Source organism: Amnibacterium sp. (assembly GCF_051956055.1).
Taxonomy (GTDB): Bacteria; Actinomycetota; Actinomycetes; order Actinomycetales; family Microbacteriaceae; genus Amnibacterium.
Genome location: NZ_JBQCGC010000034.1, coordinates 1 through 19,404, shown reverse-complemented (window position 1 = coordinate 19,404; position 19,404 = coordinate 1). Strand labels below are relative to the sequence as shown.

General features: G+C 73.2%; 20 protein-coding genes and 1 tRNA gene. 17 read left to right on the top strand and 4 right to left on the bottom strand.

Annotated elements, in window-relative coordinates:
• Nucleotides 1–56: 56 nt before the first annotated feature.
• From leuA to ACTHLI_RS04960, 4 genes are all read left to right on the top strand, one after another.
• Nucleotides 57–1,811, top strand: coding sequence for a 2-isopropylmalate synthase (gene leuA / locus ACTHLI_RS04975; protein WP_440181932.1), 1,755 nt, complete (start codon nucleotides 57–59; stop codon nucleotides 1,809–1,811).
• A 199-nt stretch (nucleotides 1,812–2,010) separates the two neighbouring features.
• Entirely contained in the window at nucleotides 2,011–2,385 is a 375-nt protein-coding gene (locus tag ACTHLI_RS04970; RefSeq protein WP_440181930.1) for a hypothetical protein, read from the top strand.
• A 90-nt stretch (nucleotides 2,386–2,475) separates the two neighbouring features.
• Complete coding sequence (gene recO / locus ACTHLI_RS04965) at nucleotides 2,476–3,207, top strand: DNA repair protein RecO (RefSeq protein ID WP_440181929.1); 732 nt, start codon at nucleotides 2,476–2,478, stop codon at nucleotides 3,205–3,207.
• Nucleotides 3,207–3,998: an isoprenyl transferase gene (locus ACTHLI_RS04960; RefSeq protein ID WP_440181928.1), complete on the top strand. Its 792-nt coding sequence runs from the start codon at nucleotides 3,207–3,209 to the stop codon at nucleotides 3,996–3,998. Before recO ends, ACTHLI_RS04960 begins: the two co-directional genes overlap by 1 nt.
• A gap of 33 nt (nucleotides 3,999–4,031) precedes the next feature.
• Here the strand turns inward: ACTHLI_RS04960 and ACTHLI_RS04955 are convergent, their stop codons facing one another.
• Nucleotides 4,032–4,586, bottom strand: coding sequence for an AAA family ATPase (locus ACTHLI_RS04955; RefSeq protein WP_440181927.1), 555 nt, complete (start codon nucleotides 4,584–4,586; stop codon nucleotides 4,032–4,034).
• Between the two features lie 171 nt (nucleotides 4,587–4,757).
• Here ACTHLI_RS04955 and ACTHLI_RS04950 point away from each other — a divergent pair, with 171 nt between their 5' ends.
• Entirely contained in the window at nucleotides 4,758–5,168 is a 411-nt protein-coding gene (locus ACTHLI_RS04950; RefSeq protein WP_440181925.1) for a hypothetical protein, read from the top strand.
• Between the two features lie 6 nt (nucleotides 5,169–5,174).
• Here ACTHLI_RS04950 and ACTHLI_RS04945 read toward each other — a convergent pair whose 3' ends face one another.
• A complete protein-coding gene (locus ACTHLI_RS04945; RefSeq protein ID WP_440181923.1) occupies nucleotides 5,175–5,501 on the bottom strand; it encodes a hypothetical protein in 327 nt (108 codons plus the stop codon).
• A gap of 187 nt (nucleotides 5,502–5,688) precedes the next feature.
• Between ACTHLI_RS04945 and ACTHLI_RS04940 the strand changes: the two genes are divergently transcribed.
• From ACTHLI_RS04940 to ACTHLI_RS04930, 3 genes are all read left to right on the top strand, one after another.
• A complete protein-coding gene (locus ACTHLI_RS04940) occupies nucleotides 5,689–7,071 on the top strand; it encodes a glycine--tRNA ligase (RefSeq protein ID WP_440181921.1) in 1,383 nt (460 codons plus the stop codon).
• Between the two features lie 10 nt (nucleotides 7,072–7,081).
• On the top strand, nucleotides 7,082–7,825 hold the full coding sequence (locus ACTHLI_RS04935) for a YqjF family protein (protein WP_440181919.1): 744 nt from the start codon (nucleotides 7,082–7,084) through the stop codon (nucleotides 7,823–7,825).
• A 71-nt stretch (nucleotides 7,826–7,896) separates the two neighbouring features.
• Nucleotides 7,897–8,970 (top strand): geranylgeranyl reductase family protein, encoded by a 1,074-nt coding sequence (locus ACTHLI_RS04930; protein WP_440181917.1) that lies wholly within the window; start codon nucleotides 7,897–7,899, stop codon nucleotides 8,968–8,970.
• 78 nt (nucleotides 8,971–9,048) lie between these two features.
• Here the strand turns inward: ACTHLI_RS04930 and ACTHLI_RS04925 are convergent, their stop codons facing one another.
• Complete coding sequence (locus ACTHLI_RS04925; protein ID WP_440181916.1) at nucleotides 9,049–9,504, bottom strand: aminoacyl-tRNA deacylase; 456 nt, start codon at nucleotides 9,502–9,504, stop codon at nucleotides 9,049–9,051.
• Nucleotides 9,505–9,523: 19 nt separating this feature from the next.
• Entirely contained in the window at nucleotides 9,524–10,648 is a 1,125-nt protein-coding gene (locus ACTHLI_RS04920; RefSeq protein WP_440181915.1) for an FAD-dependent oxidoreductase, read from the bottom strand.
• Between the two features lie 53 nt (nucleotides 10,649–10,701).
• Between ACTHLI_RS04920 and ACTHLI_RS04915 the strand changes: the two genes are divergently transcribed.
• The 9 genes from ACTHLI_RS04915 (at nucleotide 10,702) to ACTHLI_RS04875 (ending at nucleotide 19,125) form a co-directional block, all read left to right on the top strand.
• Nucleotides 10,702–11,355 (top strand): DsbA family oxidoreductase, encoded by a 654-nt coding sequence (locus ACTHLI_RS04915; RefSeq protein WP_440181914.1) that lies wholly within the window; start codon nucleotides 10,702–10,704, stop codon nucleotides 11,353–11,355.
• 234 nt (nucleotides 11,356–11,589) lie between these two features.
• Nucleotides 11,590–12,759: a tRNA dihydrouridine synthase DusB gene (gene dusB / locus ACTHLI_RS04910; protein ID WP_440181912.1), complete on the top strand. Its 1,170-nt coding sequence runs from the start codon at nucleotides 11,590–11,592 to the stop codon at nucleotides 12,757–12,759.
• A complete protein-coding gene (locus ACTHLI_RS04905; RefSeq protein WP_440181910.1) occupies nucleotides 12,752–14,008 on the top strand; it encodes a deoxyguanosinetriphosphate triphosphohydrolase in 1,257 nt (418 codons plus the stop codon). The genes dusB and ACTHLI_RS04905 overlap by 8 nt, the downstream gene beginning before the upstream one ends.
• Nucleotides 14,005–14,799 (top strand): oxygenase MpaB family protein, encoded by a 795-nt coding sequence (locus ACTHLI_RS04900; protein WP_440181909.1) that lies wholly within the window; start codon nucleotides 14,005–14,007, stop codon nucleotides 14,797–14,799. The genes ACTHLI_RS04905 and ACTHLI_RS04900 overlap by 4 nt, the downstream gene beginning before the upstream one ends.
• A 71-nt stretch (nucleotides 14,800–14,870) precedes the next feature.
• On the top strand, nucleotides 14,871–16,742 hold the full coding sequence (gene dnaG, locus ACTHLI_RS04895; protein ID WP_440181907.1) for a DNA primase: 1,872 nt from the start codon (nucleotides 14,871–14,873) through the stop codon (nucleotides 16,740–16,742).
• 95 nt (nucleotides 16,743–16,837) lie between these two features.
• Nucleotides 16,838–17,659, top strand: coding sequence for an ATP-binding cassette domain-containing protein (locus ACTHLI_RS04890; protein WP_440181905.1), 822 nt, complete (start codon nucleotides 16,838–16,840; stop codon nucleotides 17,657–17,659).
• A gap of 85 nt (nucleotides 17,660–17,744) precedes the next feature.
• A tRNA-Asn gene (locus tag ACTHLI_RS04885) sits at nucleotides 17,745–17,820 on the top strand.
• Between the two features lie 221 nt (nucleotides 17,821–18,041).
• Entirely contained in the window at nucleotides 18,042–18,392 is a 351-nt protein-coding gene (locus tag ACTHLI_RS04880) for a phage holin family protein (protein ID WP_440181904.1), read from the top strand.
• Between the two features lie 235 nt (nucleotides 18,393–18,627).
• Entirely contained in the window at nucleotides 18,628–19,125 is a 498-nt protein-coding gene (locus tag ACTHLI_RS04875; RefSeq protein WP_440181902.1) for an SPW repeat protein, read from the top strand.
• The last annotated feature ends 279 nt before the right edge of the window (nucleotides 19,126–19,404 follow it).

Below are 19,404 nucleotides of genomic sequence, written 5' to 3'. Positions count from 1 at the left end.
CCTCGTCGCGGAGTCCTCGCGTTGGCCGGACCCGACGAGTCGAAGGAATCGCTCTCATGCAGAACCGGCAGCAGCCGTCCCCGATGCCGACGCATCGGTACCGCCCGTACCTGGACCAGTTCCGGGTCGACCTGCCCGACCGCACCTGGCCGGGCAATCGCATCACCACCGCGCCGCGCTGGTGCGCCGTCGACCTCCGGGACGGCAACCAGGCGCTCATCGACCCGATGAGCCCCGAGCGCAAGCGCATCATGTTCGACCTGCTCGTGCGGATGGGCTACAAGGAGATCGAGGTCGGCTTCCCCTCCGCGAGCCAGACCGACTTCGACTTCGTCCGCAGCCTCATCGACGAGGGGGCGATCCCCGACGACGTCACCATCCAGGTGCTGACCCAGGCGCGCGAGCACCTGATCGCGCGGACGTACGAGTCGATCGCCGGCGCGAAGCAGGCGATCGTCCACCTGTACAACTCGACCTCGGTCCTGCAGCGCGACGTGGTGTTCCGCACCGACCGGCAGGGGATCATCGACATCGCCGTGGAGGGCGCGAAGCTCTGCAAGCGGTACGAGGCGACGGTGCCGGGCACGACCGTCTACTACGAGTACTCGCCCGAGTCCTACACGGGCACCGAGCTCGAGTTCGCGGCGGAGGTCTGCAACCGGGTGATGGAGGTGTTCGTCCCGACCGCGGAGCGCAACGTCATCATCAACCTGCCCGCGACCGTCGAGATGGCGACGCCGAACGTGTACGCCGACTCGATCGAGTGGATGAACCGCCACCTCGACCACCGCGAGCACGTCATCCTGTCCCTCCACCCGCACAACGACCGCGGCACGGCGATCGCCGCGGCCGAGCTGGGCTACCTGGCGGGCGCGGACCGCATCGAGGGCTGCCTGTTCGGCAACGGCGAGCGCACCGGCAACGTCGACATCGTCGCGCTCGGCATCAACCTGTTCACCCAGGGCATCGACCCGCAGATCGACTTCTCGGACCTGGACCGGATCCGCGCGACCGCCGAGCACTGCAACCAGCTCCGGGTCCACGAGCGCAGCCCGTGGGCGGGGGACCTCGTGTACACGGCGTTCTCCGGCAGCCACCAGGACGCGATCAAGAAGGGCTTCGAAGCGATGGCGGCGGCCGCGGAGCGCACCGGCACGCCGGTCGAGGAGCTCGAGTGGGCCGTGCCGTACCTGCCGGTGGACCCGAAGGACCTCGGCCGCAGCTACGAGGCGGTGATCCGGGTCAACTCGCAGTCGGGCAAGGGTGGTGTCGCCTACCTGCTGAAGACCGATCACGCCCTCGACCTGCCGCGCAAGCTGCAGATCGAGTTCTCCGGCGTGGTGCAGGCGAAGACCGACGCCGAGGGCGGCGAGGTCACGAGCGACGAGATCTGGACCGCGTTCCAGGACGAGTACCTCCCGCACCCGGATCCCGCGGCGAAGTGGGGCCGGTTCGAGGTGCTGCGGACCCGCACCTCGAGCGAGCTCGACGGGGAGGTGGACCTCGGCGTGCGCCTCCGCATCGACGACGAGGTGCAGGACGTGACCGCGCGCGGCAACGGCCCGATCGACGCGTTCCTCCGGGTCATGGGCGACCAGGGCTTCCGCATCTCGCTCTACGACTACGTCGAGCACGCGCTCAGCGCGGGCGGCGACGCCAAGGCGGCGGCGTACGTCGACCTCGAGGTCAACGGGGTGCGGCTGTGGGGGGTCGGGATCGACGCCGACATCGCCACGGCCTCCCTGAAGGCCATCGTGTCGTCCGTCAACCGCGCCGTGCGCGCCCAGGTGGAGGCGCTCGCCCTCGCCTGAACCCTTCGTCGATCAGGAGTTCTGGTCTCCAGCAGACCAGAACTCCTGATCCACGAAGGCGGGTGCCGTTGCTTTCCAGGGCATGGATCCCGAACAAGCGGTCGTGATGTGTTCGTTATGCGCGAACTTCGGCGACTCGTAGGAAACATTCCGTGAACGCTGCTGGCGTGCCGTCACCCCGTCGGGCACCCTTGGGGCCATGACGCTCACGACTTCGACGCTCGATTCCGTCATCGTCATCTGGCACGTGGCGGTGAACAACGGGGACGGGGCGACCGCCGCCGCCGCCTGCACCGACGACGTCGTGGTCGCGGGACCCAAGGGCGAGTCCACCGGTCGCGACGAGATGGTCAGGTGGGTGGAGACGGCCGGCGTGCGGCTGATGCCGCGGGACTGCTACGACGTGCCGGGTGGCATCGTCGTCGCCCAGGACGCGACCTGGAACAGCGACACCACCAACACGCCCCTGACGGTCTACTCGGCCTTCGGGCTGCGCAACGGCTCGATCTCGAGCATCCACCGGTTCACCTCCCTGGAGGAGGCGCGGGCGTTCCCGCTCGCCGCAGCCGCCTGATCGACGACGGGGAAGGGGCGCCGCAGCGACGCGGCGCCCCTTCGTCGTCCGAGCATCCTCGGCGTCGGTGAGGCCTGCGACAATCGATCGGTGCCGACCTATCGCGACGAAGCCGTCGTGCTCCGCACCCACCAGCTGGGGGAGGCGGACCGCATCATCACGATGCTCGGCAAGCACCGCGGCAAGATCCGCGCCGTCGCGAAGGGCGTGCGCCGCACGTCGAGCCGCTTCGGCTCGCACGTCGAGCCGTTCATGGTCGTCGACCTGCAGTGCTACGAGGGGCGCAGTCTCGACGTGATCCAGCAGGCCGAGTCGCTCGGCTCGTACGGGTCGCCGATCGCGGCGGACTACGCCGCGTTCACCGCCGCGAACGTGATCGTCGAGACCGCCGACCGGCTCACGGACGAGGCCTCGCCGCAGCAGTACCTCCTGCTGGTGGGGGCGCTCCGTGCGCTCGCGCGAGGGGACCACGGCCCGTCGCTCGTGCTCGACTCGTATCTGCTGCGTGCGCTCTCCATCGCCGGCTGGGCGCCGACCTTCGGCGACTGCGCGGTCACCGGGGCGCCCGGCCCGCACACCGCCTTCGTCGCGCAGCTCGGCGGGGTGGTGGCGGACGAGGTGGCGCCTCCCGGAGCGCCGCGGCTCACCTCGGAGGCGCTCGAGCTGCTCGGGGCGCTGCTCACGGGCGACTGGGCGGTCGCCGACGCGGCCGGCGCCTCGACCCGCGGTCAGGCCTCCGGGATCATCGCGGCCTACGTGCAGTGGCACCTCGAGCGCGGGCTGCGCTCGCTGCACCACCTCGACCGAGCTGTCACCCTCTGATGGCCCGCGTGCAGCTGGACCCGATCCGCCCCGTCGACTGGACCCACGAGTACCCGCCCGCCTTCGCGAGGGTGCCCGAGCACGTCGCGATCGTGATGGACGGCAACGGCCGCTGGGCGAACCGACGGGGCCTGCCGCGCATCGAGGGACACCGGGCGGGGGAGGCGTCGCTGCTCGACGTCGTCGCGGGCGGTCTGCAGGCCGGGGTCAAGCACATCTCGGCGTACGCGTTCTCGACCGAGAACTGGGCGCGGTCGCCGGACGAGGTGCGGTTCATCCTCGGCTTCAACCGGGAGGTCCTCCGCCGTCGTCGCGAGCAGCTGAACGAGTGGGGGGTGCGCATCCGGTGGGCCGGCAGGACCCCGCGGCTGTGGCGCACGGTGATCGGCGACCTCAAGGCGGCGGAGGAGCTCACGCGCGACAACCGCACCCTCACCCTCACGATGTGCATCAACTACGGCGGTCGTGTCGAGATCCAGGACGCCGTGCGCGAGGTGGCCAAGGAGGTCGCCGCCGGGCGACTGAAGCCGAACGCGATCACGGAGCGCACGATCGCGCGCCACCTCTACCTCCCCGACATGCCCGACGTCGACCTCTTCGTGCGGTCCTCGGGGGAGCAGCGCACCTCCAACTTCCTGCTCTGGCAGTCCGCGTACGCCGAGCTGGTCTTCCAGGACACGCTCTGGCCCGACTACCGCCGCACGCACCTGTGGGACGCGATCGCGCAGTACAACGCGCGCGATCGACGGTTCGGCGGCGCGGTCGACGCCCCGACCGCCGACGCGCCCTGAACCCGGGCGTGATCGGTCATCCCGGGCGTCTTTTCACGCCCGGATCGACCGATCACGCCCGGATTGCAGGGCGGCGAGCAGCCGGGCGGCGTCGCGGCCTGATCGCACCTGGACCAGACGGAGGCCCGGGTTCGCCCGACGCGCCTCCCGGATCCGCTCCTCCGGCTCGTGGAAGGTACGCATCGACCAGCGGACGATGTGGTCCCGGTCGGTGAGGATCGTCCGCAGGGGCGCTTCGACGTTCGTGCCCCAGACCAGTTCGTGGCGGAGCCGCCTGCGCACCGTGCGGCGCAGCACCCGGGTGAGCACGACGGCGCGGCGCGGGCGGACCCAGACGAGGAGCTCGGCCCGTTCCGCGAGCAGCCGCAGCACTGCGCGGTACTGGAACTCGGTCACCCAGGCGTCGCCCGCGGCGAGGGCGTCCACGTCGTCGACGAACGTCGGGTTCACCGTCCAGCCGGCCCGCCAGTGCACGGCGTCGATCTCGATGTGCGGCGACCCGGTCGCTGCGGCGATCCGTGCCGCGAGCGTCGTCTTCCCGGCTCCCGCCGCGCCGGCCACGAGGATGCGCCGAGCGGAGATGGCCACGCCGCCATCGTCGCACCGCGGATCCTCCGCGCCGGCCGCGCTCGCCCGCGTCGTGTCCCGGCCGCAGGGGATCTCAAGCCGCCGTTCCTACCGTGACGCGCGGATGCGGTCGACGGCTCGCGACACCGCCCGTCCGGGCGGACCGTCGGCACGGGGAACGGGGACGCGCACATGATGGAGACGACCACCGCGATGATGCGGGACATGGCGATGCCGGCGGGCATGGGCCTGGATCAGCGGGCGATGCAGGAGGCGATCGACGCCTGCTCGATGTGCATGCAGGCGTGCACGATGTGCGCCGACGCGATGGGCGGCACGGCCGGGATGGCGGCGTGCGCCTCCCGCAGCGCGATGTGCGCGGACGTCTGCGCCACGACGATGCGGATGATGCTGCGGCCGGCCGGCATGGACCGGACGGCGATGGTCGCGATGCTCGAGGCGTGCATCGCGATGTGCGCGGCGTGCATGACGGAGTGCCGCGCGCACGCCGACGAGAGCGCCACCTGCGCGATGTGCGCCGACGCCTGCGAGGCGTGCGACGGCGCGTGCAGTGCGCTGCTCGCGGCGATGGCCGACGCCTGAGCCCGCTCAGCGCAGGGCGACGTTGAGCCGGTGCTCGCCGGCGGCGAGGACGCCGTAGCGCTCGTGCACCGAGACGGCGGAGCCGGGCACGAGCAGATCGCGGCGGTCGACGTGGTGCCACACCCGGAGGGGCTCGCCGTCCGTCCACCTCCGCATCACCACGACCCCGTCGTCCCGGACCTCGTCGACGACGGCGTCCACCCAGCCTCCCGGGTGGAGGTGCGAGAGCCGGAGGTGCATCAGGGTCACCGCGTGGCCCGGGCGGTCGTCGATGCACATCGCGCCCTGCTCGCATGCCGTCGAGGCCTGCTGCGCGCGCGTGTGGTGGGTCATCGTCCGCTCCTGAATCGCCGGGCCGTCCGGCGTTCCGACACGCTAGGCGGAGCCGTTCAGGACCCGGAGTCGGGCGGTCACGGGGCGCAACACTGCTCGCCGGATCGGCGCGCCGGGCGGTCGGTAGGCTTGCCGGACATCCACACACAGGGGCCCCGCAGCCGGCGAGGCCCGGAACGGGAGAACCGTGGCCGCCACGTCGCTCGACAGCGTCATCGCCCTCGCCAAGCGGCGGGGCTTCGTCTTCCAGGCGGGTGAGATCTACGGCGGTTCCCGGTCGGCGTGGGACTATGGCCCGCTCGGCGCGGAGCTGAAGGAGAACATCAAGCGCCAGTGGTGGCGCACGGTGGTCCGCGGCCGCGAGGACGTCGTCGGCATCGACTCCTCCGTCATCCTCCCGCGCCGCGTGTGGGAGGCGTCCGGGCACGTCGAGGTCTTCTCCGACCCCCTGGTGGAGAGCCTCCACACGCACAAGCGCTATCGCGCGGACCACCTCATCGAGGCGTACGAGGCGAAGCACGGCCACCCGCCCGTGAACGGGCTCGCGGACATCCGCGACCCCGAGACGGGGCAGCCGGGTGCCTGGACGGAGCCGCGGGCGTTCTCCGGTCTGATGAAGACCTTCCTCGGCCCGGTCGACGACGAAGCGGGCCTGCACTACCTCCGGCCCGAGACGGCGCAGGGCATCTTCGTCAACTTCGCGAACGTGCTGCAGTCCGCGCGCATGAAGCCGCCGTTCGGCATCGGCCAGATCGGCAAGAGCTTCCGGAACGAGATCACGCCGGGCAACTTCATCTTCCGCACCCGCGAGTTCGAGCAGATGGAGATGGAGTTCTTCGTCGAGCCGGGCACCGACGAGCAGTGGCACGAGTACTGGATCGGCGAGCGGCACCGCTGGTACACGGATCTCGGCATCGCCCCCGACAACCTGCGGCTGTTCGAGCACCCGAAGGAGAAGCTCTCCCACTACTCGAAGCGGACCGTGGACATCGAGTACCGGTTCGGGTTCACCGGCAGCGAGTGGGGTGAGCTGGAGGGGATCGCGAACCGCACCGACTTCGATCTGAGCACCCACTCGAAGGCCTCCGGCACCGATCTCAGCTACTTCGACCAGGGTGCGGGCGAGCGCTGGACGCCCTACGTCATCGAGCCGGCGGCGGGCGTCACCCGTTCCCTCATGGCGTTCCTCGTCGACGCCTACTCCGAGGACGAGGCCCCGAACACGAAGGGCGGCGTCGACAAGCGCACCGTGCTGCGGCTCGACCCGCGGCTCGCACCCGTGAAGGCGGCGGTGCTCCCCCTCAGCCGCAACGAGCAGCTCTCGCCGCTCGCCAAGCAGGTCGCGGCGGACCTCCGGCAGGACTGGAACGTCGAGTTCGACGACGCGGGCGCGATCGGCCGGCGCTACCGGCGACAGGACGAGATCGGCACGCCGTTCTGCATCACGGTCGACTTCGACTCGCTCGAGGACCAGTCGGTCACGGTCCGGGGCCGCGACACGATGCAGCAGGAGCGCGTCAGCCTCGACAAGCTGCACGGCTATCTCGCGCAGGCCCTCGTCGGCGCCTGAGCGGTCGTCGATGAGCGGTGCGGAGGCGGAGGCGGTCACCCCGGCCGCTCCGGCCCTCCGGGCGCGCGCGGTCATCCGGCAGCGGTGGCGGGACGCCGTGTTCCTCCACTGGCGCGTGGACCCGGACGCCGTGGTCGGATGGCTGCCTCCCGGCACCCGGCCCGACACGACGGAGGACGGCGCCACCTGGGTCGGCCTCATCCCGTTCCGCCTCGAACGCAGCGCCTTCCCGCCGCTGCCTCCCGTGCCGTGGCTCGGCAGCTTCCTCGAGACGAACGTCCGGCTGTACGCGGTCGACGAGCGCGGCAGGAGGAGCGTCGTGTTCCGGAGCCTCGACGCGGAGCACCTCCTCCCGGTGCTCGCGGCGCGCATCGGGCTCGGGCTGCCGTACCGGTGGGCGCGTATGCGCGGGGAGCGGCACGGCGCCGTGCTGCGCTACGCGTCGGAGCGCATCGAGGGTGCGGTGCGCCCGCGCACCCGGATCGCCGTGCGCCGCTCGACCGAGCGGGTGGAGGGGGATCCACTCGCGGACTTCCTCACCGCGAGGTGGGCGATGCACGTCGGTCGGTGGGCCGGGACCCGCTACTGGCGCAACGAGCACGAGCCGTGGCCGCTGTTCCGCGGCGAGCTGCTCGACCTCGAGGACGAGCTGCTCGACGCGGCCGGGTTCCCGGGGCTCGCCGACCGGGCGCCGGACTCGGTGCTCGTGTCGCCAGGCGTCACGACGAGGTTCGCCGCGCCGGTCCGCGACTGACGAGAATCGGGGCAGGTGACCGCGGGCGCCTCGGCGCACGGGTCCCTGCGGCGGCCGGAAGGTGGGAGCGGGTGGTGGTGGAGCGCTGGGACGTCGCCGTGGTCGGCGCGGGGCCGGCCGGCGCGAGCGCCGCACGCGTCGCGGCGGAGCGGGGCGCGCGCGTGCTCCTGCTCGACGCGGCCCGCTTCCCGCGCTACAAGACCTGCGGCGGGGGATTGGTCGGGACCTCCCTGGCGGCGTTGCCGGCCGAGGCGCTCACCGCGGTCGAGCGGACGGTCGCGACGGCGTCCTTCGCGCTGCACGGCGGCCCCGCGCGGCGGGTGCGCTCGGCGCGTCCGTTCCTCTCGCTCGCACGGCGCGAGGTGCTCGACCAGGCCCTGGTCGACGCCGCGATCGCTGCCGGCGTCGAGTTCCGCGATCACACAAGGGTCACGAGGCTCGAGGAGGACGCCGACGGGGTCGCGCTGACGACCGCGGCCGGCCGGATCGGCGCGGACGTCGTGGTCGGGGCCGACGGCACCTCCGGGGCCGTGGGCCGATACGTCGGGGTCGACGTGCAGCGGAGCGACCTGGGTCTCGAGGTCGAGCTCGACGGGGTCGGGGCGGACTGGGAGCACCGGATCCACCTCGACTGGGGACGGGACGCGGGCACCTACGGATGGGTGTTCCCGAAGGCCGACCGCCTGACGGTCGGCGTGATCCAGCGCAAGGGGGAGGGCGCCGCGACGAGGGACTACCTCGCCCGCTTCCTCGACGGCCTCGGTCTCGCGGACCGGGAGCGCCTCCACGACTCCGGGCACCTCACCCGATGGCGCCGGCCGGGCTCGCCGACGCGTCGCGGCCGGGTGCTGGTGGCGGGCGACGCAGCCGGGCTGCTCGAGCCGTGGACGCGGGAGGGCATCAGCTTCGCGCTGCGCTCCGGGCTCGCCGCGGGCGCCGCCGCGGCGACCGGCGACCTGGCCGGGTACGAGGCGTACGTCGCCCGTGCGCTCGAGCCGGAGCAGCGCGCGGGTGCGCGGCTGCTCCGGGTGTTCGAGCACGCGCCGGCGCTGACCCACGTCGTGGTGACGAGGACCGGCGCGGGCGCCAGCCGGTTCGTGCGCTTCAGCCGCGGAGAGGCGGGGCTGCGCCTGCTCCACCGCTGACCGAGGGAACGCGCTGCCGGACGCGACGACCTCTGCCGGAGCCGACGCCTCCGGTCCAGCGACGACAGGAGCCCGCGGTCAGTTCGAGATGTCCGCCACGGTCGCGTCGAGCGCCGTGACGAGCGCCGCCGCATCCACGAACGCGCTGAAGCCGTGCGCGCCCGCGCCCATCGCGATGCGCCCGCTGATGCGCTCGTCCGCGAACACCGGCCATGCGGTGCTCGACCCGAGCGGGGTGATCGTGCCGCGCTCGTAGTCGGTCGCCGCGAGTGCCTCCTCGGCGCTCGGGAGGCGCAGCTTGTTCACGCCGACGACGGCCCGGAGCTTCGCCCAGGCGATCTGCCGGTCGCCGGGCACGAGGGCGAACAGGAAGGAGCCGTCGCTCCGTGCGACGACCAGCGACTTCACGATCGAGGACGGGTCGAGGCCGAGCAGCGCCGCTGCGCCCTCGAGCGAATCGGCGGCCGGCCGCTCGACCAGCTCGACCTGGATGCCGAGCGTCTTCGCCGCCTCCGTCACCCGCTCGACGCCCACGCGACGAGCCTAGGTGCGGTCAGACGACCATCCGGCCGCCCGGAGCACCGAGCGCGAACGCCGCCGGCGCGCGCGCGTCGTCGTGCGTCGCGAGGTCCGCCAGGATCCGGCCGACGGCCGGTGCGAACTTGAAGCCGTGCCCGGAGAAGCCGGCGCCGACGACGATCGGTCCGACGCGGTCGAGCACGAAGTGCTCGGTCGGCGTCGCCGTGTAGGTGCAGCTGATCGGCGCGGCGTCGTCGGCGTCGACACCCGGCAGCCAGGTCCTGGCGTACTCCTGCAAGGCGGCGAGCTGGGCGGCGACCGGCGCGAAGTCCCGGTGATCCGGGTCCACGACCGGACCCGTGCCGTGCCAGCCGGCCTTGATGCCCTCACCGGCCGTCCGCATCCCGTAGATCCCCGACAGCCAGCCGACGTGCCGCGTCCGGTCGAGGTCGTGCATGAACGTCGGCCACTCGAGCCCGGGGTCGAGCGGCCGGAAGTGCGCCGGCTGCTCCTGCGTGACCCGGAGGCCAGGCAGCCGGATCGCCGCGGGCAGCAGCTTCGCGGTCCACCCACCGACCGTGACGATCGCCCGGCGAGCGAGGAGCGTCTCGTCGTGCAGGACGACCGCGGCCCGATCGCCCTGCGCCTCCAGCCGCAGCGCCGGCGAGCCGAAGCGCACCTCCGCTCCCGCCTGCTCGGCTCGGGCCAGGAACCCGCGCCACGCGTCCTCCGCGCGGATCCGGCCCGCCTCCGGGATCCACAGCGCCTCGCGGTCGATCCGGAACTGCGGCCAGCGGGCCTGCGCCTCGGCCGCCGGCAGGAGCTCGGCGCGCTGCCCGACCGAGGCGAGCGCGGCCACGATCGACCGGTACTCCGGCGCGCCGCCGTGCCGGACCAGCCCGACGGGCTCGATCAGCGGCCGGCCGAGCTCGTCCCCGAGCTCCGCGTAGCCCCGTCGCGCCTCCACGAGGAGCGACACGTACGGCTCGGCGGCGTAGCTCGTGTTGAAGTTGCGGAACGCGCCGTGCGACGAGCCGCGATGATGTCCTGCCTCGAAGCGCTCGAGGAGCACCACGTCCCGCCCGCGTCGCGCCAGCACCCAGGCGGCGGCCGCGCCCATGATCCCGCCGCCGACGATGACGATCTCCCGCTCCCGCATGCGTGCACGCTAGCCGCGGGAATGCGGCGACCGGAGGCGCGGTTGCGGCCGACGTGACGGATCCCGTGAAGGTCGACGTCTGGTCCGACGTCGCATGCCCCTGGTGCTACATCGGCAAGCGGAAGTTCGAGGCCGGCGCGGCGGCCTCGGGCGTCCCCGTGGAGGTGGAGTACCACTCCTTCGAGCTGTCGCCGGACACGCCCGTGGACTTCGAGGGCAGCGCGGTCGAGTTCCTCTCCGGCCACAAGGGCATCCCGGTCGCCCAGGCGAAGCAGATGACGGATCAGGTCTCCGCCATCGCCGCCGAGGTCGGGCTCGACTACCACTACGACGCCATCCGGCACACGAAGACGCTGCTCGCGCACGAGCTGTCGCACTTCGCGAAGGCGAACGGCAAGCAGCTCGAGGTGACGGAGGCGCTGTTCGCGGCCTACTTCGTCGACGGCGGCCATGTCGGTCACATCGACGACCTCGTCGCGATCGCGGAGGCTGCCGGGCTCGACGGCGCCGCCGCCCGCGCGGCCCTGGAGGACCACCGGTACGCGGGCGACGTCCAGGCCGACCTCGCGCAGGCCGTCGCGTACGGCATCCGCGGCGTCCCGTTCTTCGTCATCGACGGGCGCTACGGCGTCTCCGGCGCGCAGGCACCGGAGGTGTTCGCCGGCGCCCTGACGCAGGTGGCGGCGGAGCAGGCGGCCGCCAGGTGAGCGGCGAGCCGGAGATCCGCCCGTTCACGATGCTGCCGGGGGCGGGGCCTGCGTGCGAGGGCGACGACTGCCTCCCCGCGCCCGACGCGCTTCAGCAGGCCGATTCTCCTTCGGCAGGCTCGTGACGTCGCTTCCGGCCTGCTGAAGCGAGTGCGGCCTGCTCACGTGCTCGAGCGCCCGCTGCGGAGGAGCGGAGCGGACGGCGCTGTCCGACGCGTCGGCGAGAATGGGGGCGTGACCACGGCACTCGCGCCCGCGCCCGCCCTCCGGATCGGGCCCCTCGATCTCGATGTGCCGGTCGTGCTCGCGCCCATGGCCGGCATCACGAACACGGCCTACCGGCGGCTCTGCGCCGAGTACGGCGCCGGCCTCTACGTCAGCGAGATGATCACGAGCCGCGCTCTCGTGGAGCGCACGCGCGAGTCGATGCGCCTCATCCGGTTCCACGAGTCGGAGACCACGCGGTCGGTCCAGCTGTACGGCGTCGACCCGGCCACGGTCGAGGCGGCGGTGACCATGCTGCGGGAGGAGGACCGCGCCGACCACGTGGACCTCAACTTCGGGTGCCCGGTGCCGAAGGTGACGCGCAAGGGCGGCGGCTCCGCGCTGCCCTGGAAGCTCGATCTGTTCCGCGACATCGTCGAGCGCGCGGTGCGGGCCGCTGGGCCACTGCCGCTCACGGTGAAGATGCGCAAGGGGATCGACGCCGACCACCTGACCTATCTCGAGGCCGGCCGGATCGCGGAGGGGGCCGGCGTCTCCTCCATCGCGCTGCACGCCCGGACGGCGTCGGAGTTCTACTCCGGGCACGCCGACTGGAGCGCGATCGCGAAGCTCAAGGAGACCGTGACGAGCGTCCCGGTGCTCGGCAACGGCGACATCTGGAGCGCCGACGACGCCGTGCGCATGATGCGCGAGACCGGGTGCGACGGCGTGGTCGTGGGGCGCGGCTGCCTCGGCAAGCCGTGGCTGTTCGGCGACCTCGCGGCCGCGTTCGGCGCAGGCGTCGCGCCGGAGCCGCCGAGCCTCGGGCAGGTCGCCGACGCATTCCGCCGCCACGCCGAGCTGCTCGTCGAGTTCTTCGGCGACGACGCGGACGGCGGCGAGCACCGCGGGTGCCGCGACATCCGCAAGCACGTCGCGTGGTACTTCAAGGGCTACGGGGTGGGCGGTCAGCTGCGCTCGCAGCTCGCGCAGGTCGAGTCGCTCGCCCACCTCGACGAGCTGCTCGCGCAGCTCGACCGCGAGCAGCCGTACCCCGGGGAGGCCGCTGAGGGGCAGCGTGGCCGGGCGGGCAGCCCCAAGACCCCCGCGCTGCCGGACCGCTGGCTCGAGTCCCGCACCCTCGACGCGGCCGACCGGGCCGTCGTGGCGGGCGCCGAGCTGGACTCGAGCGGTGGCTGAACCGACCGACGCCGACCGCGGCTACGGCGAAGCCGACCGGGAGCGGTGGCTGCCGGAGGAGCACTCCTCCCGCCGCAGCGACTTCGCCCGCGACCGGGCCCGGCTCCTGCACTCGGGGGCGCTCCGCCGGCTGGCCGCGAAGACGCAGGTCCTGTCCCCGACGCTCGGCCTCGACTTCGCGCGGACCCGCCTCACGCACTCGCTCGAGGTCGCGCAGGTGGGCAGGGAGCTCGCCGGCAACCTCGACCTCGCGCCCGACGTGGTCGACACCGCCTGCCTCGCGCACGACCTCGGCCACCCGCCGTTCGGTCACAACGGCGAGCGCGCGCTGCACGAGTGGAGCGCCGACATCGGCGGGTTCGAGGGCAACGCGCAGTCGCTGCGCCTGCTGACCAGGCTCGAGCCGAAGGTGTTCGGCCCCGACGGCGAGCCGTACGGGCTCAACCTCACGCGGGCGAGCCTGGACGCCTCCGTCAAGTACCCGTGGGGGCTCGACGCGCCCGTCGGCGACCCCAGCGGTCGGGCCAAGTTCGGGTACTACCCGGAGGACGAGGCCGCGTTCGCCTGGCTCAGGCGGGGCGCCCCCGCGCGGCGGCCCTGCATCGAGGCGCAGGTGATGGACCTGTCGGACGACATCGCCTACTCGGTCCACGACTTCGAGGACGCCGTGGTGGGGGGCTCCGTCGACGTGGCGGCGCTGCGCGGGAACGCGTCGCAGCGCGACGTCGTCCGCGCGATGTGGGCGTGGGTCGGGGGCGCGTTCGACCAGGACGAGCTGGTCGAGGCGCTGCACCGGCTCAGGGCAATGGACTCCTGGATCGTGGAGTGGGACGGGTCGCGGCGCGCGCACGCCGCGCTGAAGAACCTGACCAGCCAGCTGATCGGCCGGTTCGCCGGCAACGCCACGTCCGCGACGCGGCGCGCCCACCCCGCGGACGACCTGGTGCGGTTCGGTGCGGACGTCGTCGTGCCCCGCGGCATCGCCGCCGAGATCGCCGCCCTCAAGGGCATCGTCGCGGCGTTCGTGATGGCGAACGACGACCGGCGGCCGGTCTACGCGCGACAGCGCGAGCTGCTGCAGGAGCTCGCGGACACCCTCCACGCCGCCCCGCAGCACCTCGACACCGCGTTCGCCGCCGACTGGGCGGCCGCCGAGGACGACCGCGCGCGCAAGCGGGTCATCGTCGATCAGGTCGCGAGCCTCACCGACCAGTCCGCCCTCGCGTGGCACGGGCGGCTCGTGCGGTGAGGGGGAGGCGCATCCCGTCCGCCGCCGCGCTGCAGCTGGAGGGCGTGCTGCTCGCCGGCGGCCTCCGGGCGCTCCTGCTGCAGCTCGCGCACCCGGCGGTCGGGCACGGCGTGGCCCGGCACAGCGCCTTCGAGACGGACCCGCTCGGACGGCTCTGGGGGACGCTGTCCTACATCTACGTCGTCGCGGCCGGCGAGGACGTCCTGGTCCGCCGCGTCGCCCGCGCGGTCGGCGCCGCACACCGGCCGGTGGTGAGCGGCCCGGACGCGCCCGTCGCCTACGACGCCCGCGACCCGGCGCTGCAGTTCTGGGTGGCGGCGACGATCCACGACACCGCCGTCCGCATCGTGGAGGCGGTGTGGGGGCCGCTCCCGCTCCCGCTGGCCGACGAGCTGCTCGCCAGGAACGGCCGGCTCGCGATCGCCCTCGGGCTGCCGGAGGAGGAGTGGCCGCGCACCAGCCCGGCGTTCGACGCCGCCTTCGCCGACGCCGCGCGCGTCCTGCGCTTCGACGATGCGACGCTGTCGGTCGTCCGGGCGCTCGTCCATGCCCGCGCCGTCCCCGCCTGGGTCCGACTCGTGATGCCGACCTTCGCGCGAGCCACGTTCGGCACGGTGCCGGCGCTCCGCGCCCAGCTCGCGCCGCTCGTCGGCCGCGGACCCGACCTGCTGCCGCTCGCCCGTGCGCTCGCACCGGCCTGGCGCCTTCTCCCTCGTCGGCTGCGCACGCTGCCGGCCAGGCGCCTCCTCGCCGCCGCCCGTCTGAGGTCCGGTGGTCTCGAGGCTCGCTGAGCGAGCCTCGAGATCACCCCGAGCTGTGCACAGCCGCCGAGGCTGTCCGCCCGCGAACCTAGAATTCCGCCGTGGCAGGCCGGATCCGTCGAAGCGACGTCGACGAGGTCCGCAGCCGCACCGACATCGCGGCGGTCGTGGGGGAGCAGGTCGCGCTCAAGCCGGCGGGCGTCGGCTCGCTGAAGGGCCTCTGTCCGTTCCATGACGAGCGCAGTCCCAGCTTCACCGTGCGACCCGCGGTGGGCCGGTACCACTGCTTCGGGTGCGGGGTCGACGGCGACGTGATCAGCTTCCTGATGGAGCTGGACCACCTCTCCTTCACCGAGGCGGTCGAGTCGCTGGCGGCCCGCATCAACTTCACGCTGACGTACGAGGACGGGCAGCCCCAGCAGGACTCGGCGAACCGCGTGCGGCTCCTCGAGGCGAACCGGCTCGCCGCCGAGTTCTTCACGGAGCAGCTCGCGACTCCCGCCGCCGCGCCGGGGCAGCAGTTCCTCACGGAGCGGGGGTTCGACGCCGCCGCGGCGGCGCACTTCGGGGTCGGCTGGGCGCCGAAGTCGTGGGACGCCCTCACGAAGCATCTGCGCGGCAAGGGCTTCCAGGATGCGGAGCTCTCCGCGGCGGGACTCGTGTCGAGCGGCGACCGGGGCGTCTACGACCGCTTCCGGGGGCGGCTCGTGTGGCCGATCCGCGACCTCACCGGCGCGGTCGTCGGGTTCGGCGCGCGTCGACTGCTCGAGGACGACCAGGGCCCGAAGTACCTGAACACCCCCGAGACCGCGATCTACCACAAGGCGCAGGTCCTGTACGGGCTCGACCTCGCGAAGCGCGACATCTCCCGGGAGCACCGCGTGGTCGTGGTCGAGGGCTACACCGACGTCATGGCCTGCCACCTCGCCGGTGTCCCGACCGCGGTCGCGACCTGCGGCACCGCGTTCGGCGCGGACCACATCAAGGTCATCCGCCGGGTGCTCGGCGACGACGCGAGCGCGAACGGCGAGGTCGTGTTCACCTTCGACCCCGACGCCGCGGGGCAGAAGGCCGCGGTCCGCGCGTTCGCGGAGGAGCAGCGGTTCTCCGCCCGCACGTTCGTCGCGGTCGGCGCCGACGGCCTCGACCCGTGCGACCTCCGGGCGCAGCGCGGCGACGCGGCCGTGCGGGCGATGCTCGAGGCGAAGCACCCCATGTTCGAGTACATGATCCGGCGGGTGCTCGACATGCACGACCTCGACGCCGTGGAGGGGCAGGTGGCCGCGCTCGAGGCCGCCGTGCCGATCGTCGCGACGATCCGCGACGACAACGTGCGGCCCGCCTACGTGCGCCTCCTCGCCCGCTGGCTCGCGATGGACCTGCCGACCGTCGAGCGCGCCGTGAAGCGCGGGCGCAACCGCCCGGCCACGGCACCGCCCGACCGCCGCGGCTCGCGCGACGCGGAAGCGCCGCAGCGGCCGCCGAGGCCGCCCGCCTCCCTCCGGGCGCTCCCCGACGATCCGGCGACCCGGCTCGAGCGGGAGGCGCTGATGATGATCGTGCAGGTGCCGCACCTCGTCGGCGGGGATCTGATCCGCCGGTCGACGGAGGCGGGGTTCCACAACGCGACGCTCGCGGTGGTGCGCGACGCGGTCGGTTCGCAGCTCGCGCAGCTCGGCGGAGCCGGCTGGCTGGAGCGCCTCACCGCAGAGGTCCCGGAGCCGATCGCCCCGATCGTGCAGGAGCTCGCCTTCCTGCCCCTGCCGGTCCGCGAGGGCCAGGAGGACCAGCTGACCCGCACCGCGAAGGCGACGGTGGCTGCGCTCGTCGACCGCCACCTCCTGCGTCAGAAGGCCGACCTCGTGCGGCAGCTGCAGCGGACGGAGGGCGCCGCGGACGCCGACCGGGTCCGGGAGCTCCGCCGCCGCCTCGTCGGCGTGGAGGCCGACCGGCGCACCCTGCGAGGCGCCTGACCGCACCGGACCGGCGCAGCACCCCAGTCCTGGGGTGTCGCGGACCCGGCGCGCCGCCCGCGGGCTACGCTCCGGACCACCGACGAGGAGGCGCGATGGTCGACAGCGGCGCAGTGGTCGTCACCCGCGACCTCACCGTGGGGTATCCGGGAGCGCATCGGTTCGACGCGGTGCGCGGGGTCGACCTGCGCATCGAACCGGGCGAGCTCGTCGGCGTCGTCGGCGAGACCGGCGCAGGTAAGTCGACCCTCGCGCAGGTGCTCGCGGGACGCACGACCGCGAAGGGCGGCCCGCGGGTCGTGGGCGGGTCCGCCTCCGTGCTCGGCATGCGGGTCGAACGGCCAGGCCGTGCCACCACCCGCGTGCTCGGCGCGCAGGTCGGGTACCTGCCGCAGCACGCGGGACGCGCCCTGGTGCCGGGGCTGACCGTGGCGGAGAACGTGACGGCGCCGCTGTTCGAGCGCGACCGCCGCTTCGACCAGCGCGACGCCGGTGTCCGCGCGGCCGAGCTCGTCGACGCCGTCCAGCTGCCGCTCGCGATCATGTCGCGCTACCCGTGGGAGCTCTCGGCGGGCCAGCGGCAGCGGGTCGCGATCGCGCGGTCGCTGATCCTGCAGCCCATGCTCTGGATCGCGGACGAGCCCACCTCGAGCGTCGACGTGGCGACGAGAGGGCCGGTGCTGGACACCCTGCTCGAGCTGCACCGCGAGCGGGTGTTCTCCGCCGTGATCGTGAGCCACGACGCAGCGGTGATGCACCGGACCACGAACCGGGTCCTGGTGATGCACCGCGGCCTGCTCATCGCCGCAGGCACCGCGGAGCAGGTGCTCGCCGACCCGACCCACCCGTACGTGCGCGGCCTGCGAGACGACTACTTCCTCCGCACCGGCGCGATCAGCGTGCCGGCCACGCGCTGACCGCCGCGCCACGCGGTCGATGCCGTCGGGCCTGCGCCGGCCGGTGGGCTACACTCGTCTGGCCGCGGTGGTGCGCCACCGCTGATCCTCGATAGCTCAATTGGCAGAGCAGCCGGCTGTTAACCGGCAGGTTCTTGGTTCGAGTCCAAGTCGGGGAGCCACCCCATCGCACGAACCCGGATCGACCAGGCGTCAGGCCTGGTCGGGCCGGGTTCTCTGCGTCTTGCCTCCGCCACACGTCCCGCGCCCCGGGCGCGGAGGAGTCCGTGCCCTCACACCGCGCGTTCGGGCGTCTCTCGAACTGCAGGCGCACCCTCGGCCGGCGACCGGAAGCCGACCGGACCGGCCGGTGGTCGTGCACGACGACGAACGGAGGGACGAGATGACGGACGCGAAGAACGACGCAGGAGCCCAGGACGGGTTGGGGGATCTGGCCCAGCGGATGGGGGAGGACGTCTCGGGCCTCGTCCGCAGGGAGCTGGATGCGGCGAAGCAGGACCTCTCCGGGTCCGCCAAGCAGGGCGCCGCGGGTGCGGGCCTGCTCGGGGGTGCCTCGATCGCCGGGATGATGGCCCTCCTGTTCGGCTCCCTCGGCGTGTGGCGCGGTCTGGGCGAGCGCATCGGTCTCGGCAGGTCGGCGGCGGTGATGTCGCTGCTCTTCGGTGGCGCCGCGGTGGCGCTCTCGGCCACAGGAGGCGGCCGCCTTGCGGCGGTGAAGCGCCGGCTCGCCTGATCGACGGATTCCGCGGCGACACGCCTGGCCGGTCGGTGCTCCGATGTCAACCACTCGACAGGCCCGTCGTGCCGCCGTCGGATCCGCGGCAGCGAGCCGAGGCGCGGAGTGCCTGATCAGTGGTCGAATCGATCTGGCGCTGCCGGACGGTCAGGGCGTACCGACCGAACTGCCGCCTGAGGCTCAGACGCAGGACGTGCACTGGTTCCTCCGACGACGAAAGGACGGTCAGGACATGAGCCAGCGCATCAACACCGAAACCGGACAGCCCGTGCAGCGGACGCACGACACGGACGCGCAGTTCGAGCGCATCACCAGGGGCTTCGCCGCCCCCGACGTCGTTCCGGGAGGGGGTGCCGTCGGCCGAGCCGGCGCGATCGTCAGCGCGTCCAGCGGCATCAACGTCCTCGCGGGCCTCTGGCTGATCGTCGCGCCGTGGGTCGCGGGCTACAGCGGCCAGACCGGCGCGACCTGGAACGAGGTCGCGGTCGGGGTGGCGGTCTCCCTCATCGGCCTCTGCCGGATGCTCGCGCCCATCTCGACGATGATGCTCAGCCTCGTCAACCTGGTGCTCGGAGCGTGGATGATCGTCGCTCCGTGGCTCCCGAACCTGCACACCGGCGTCACTGCGCTGAGCGTGTGGAACCAGGTGATCACCGGCATCGTGATCGCGGCCCTGGCGATCTGGAGCGCATCCAGCTCCGTGGCCGGGACGCGGGACCGCACGGCCTGAGCGGCGGCAGCAGGAACGAGCGGGCGGGGACCGACCGGGTGTCGGTCCCCGCTCCCGTCCATGGTCGGGCGGGGGCGCCCCCTGCGGTCAGCGGCGCCGGGCGGACCGCGTCTGCGCGCGGCGTGCCGCGTCCCAGGCGACGCGGGCCGCGTCGAGGTCGCGGGTCGGGGGGCCGCGACCCCCGCGGAGCACCGGCCCCCCGGCGAGGGGGGCCCCCCTCAACGCCCGCCCCGATGGCAAGGTGGGGGTGTCCCCGCGCCCCCTGGGGCCCCCGTGGCG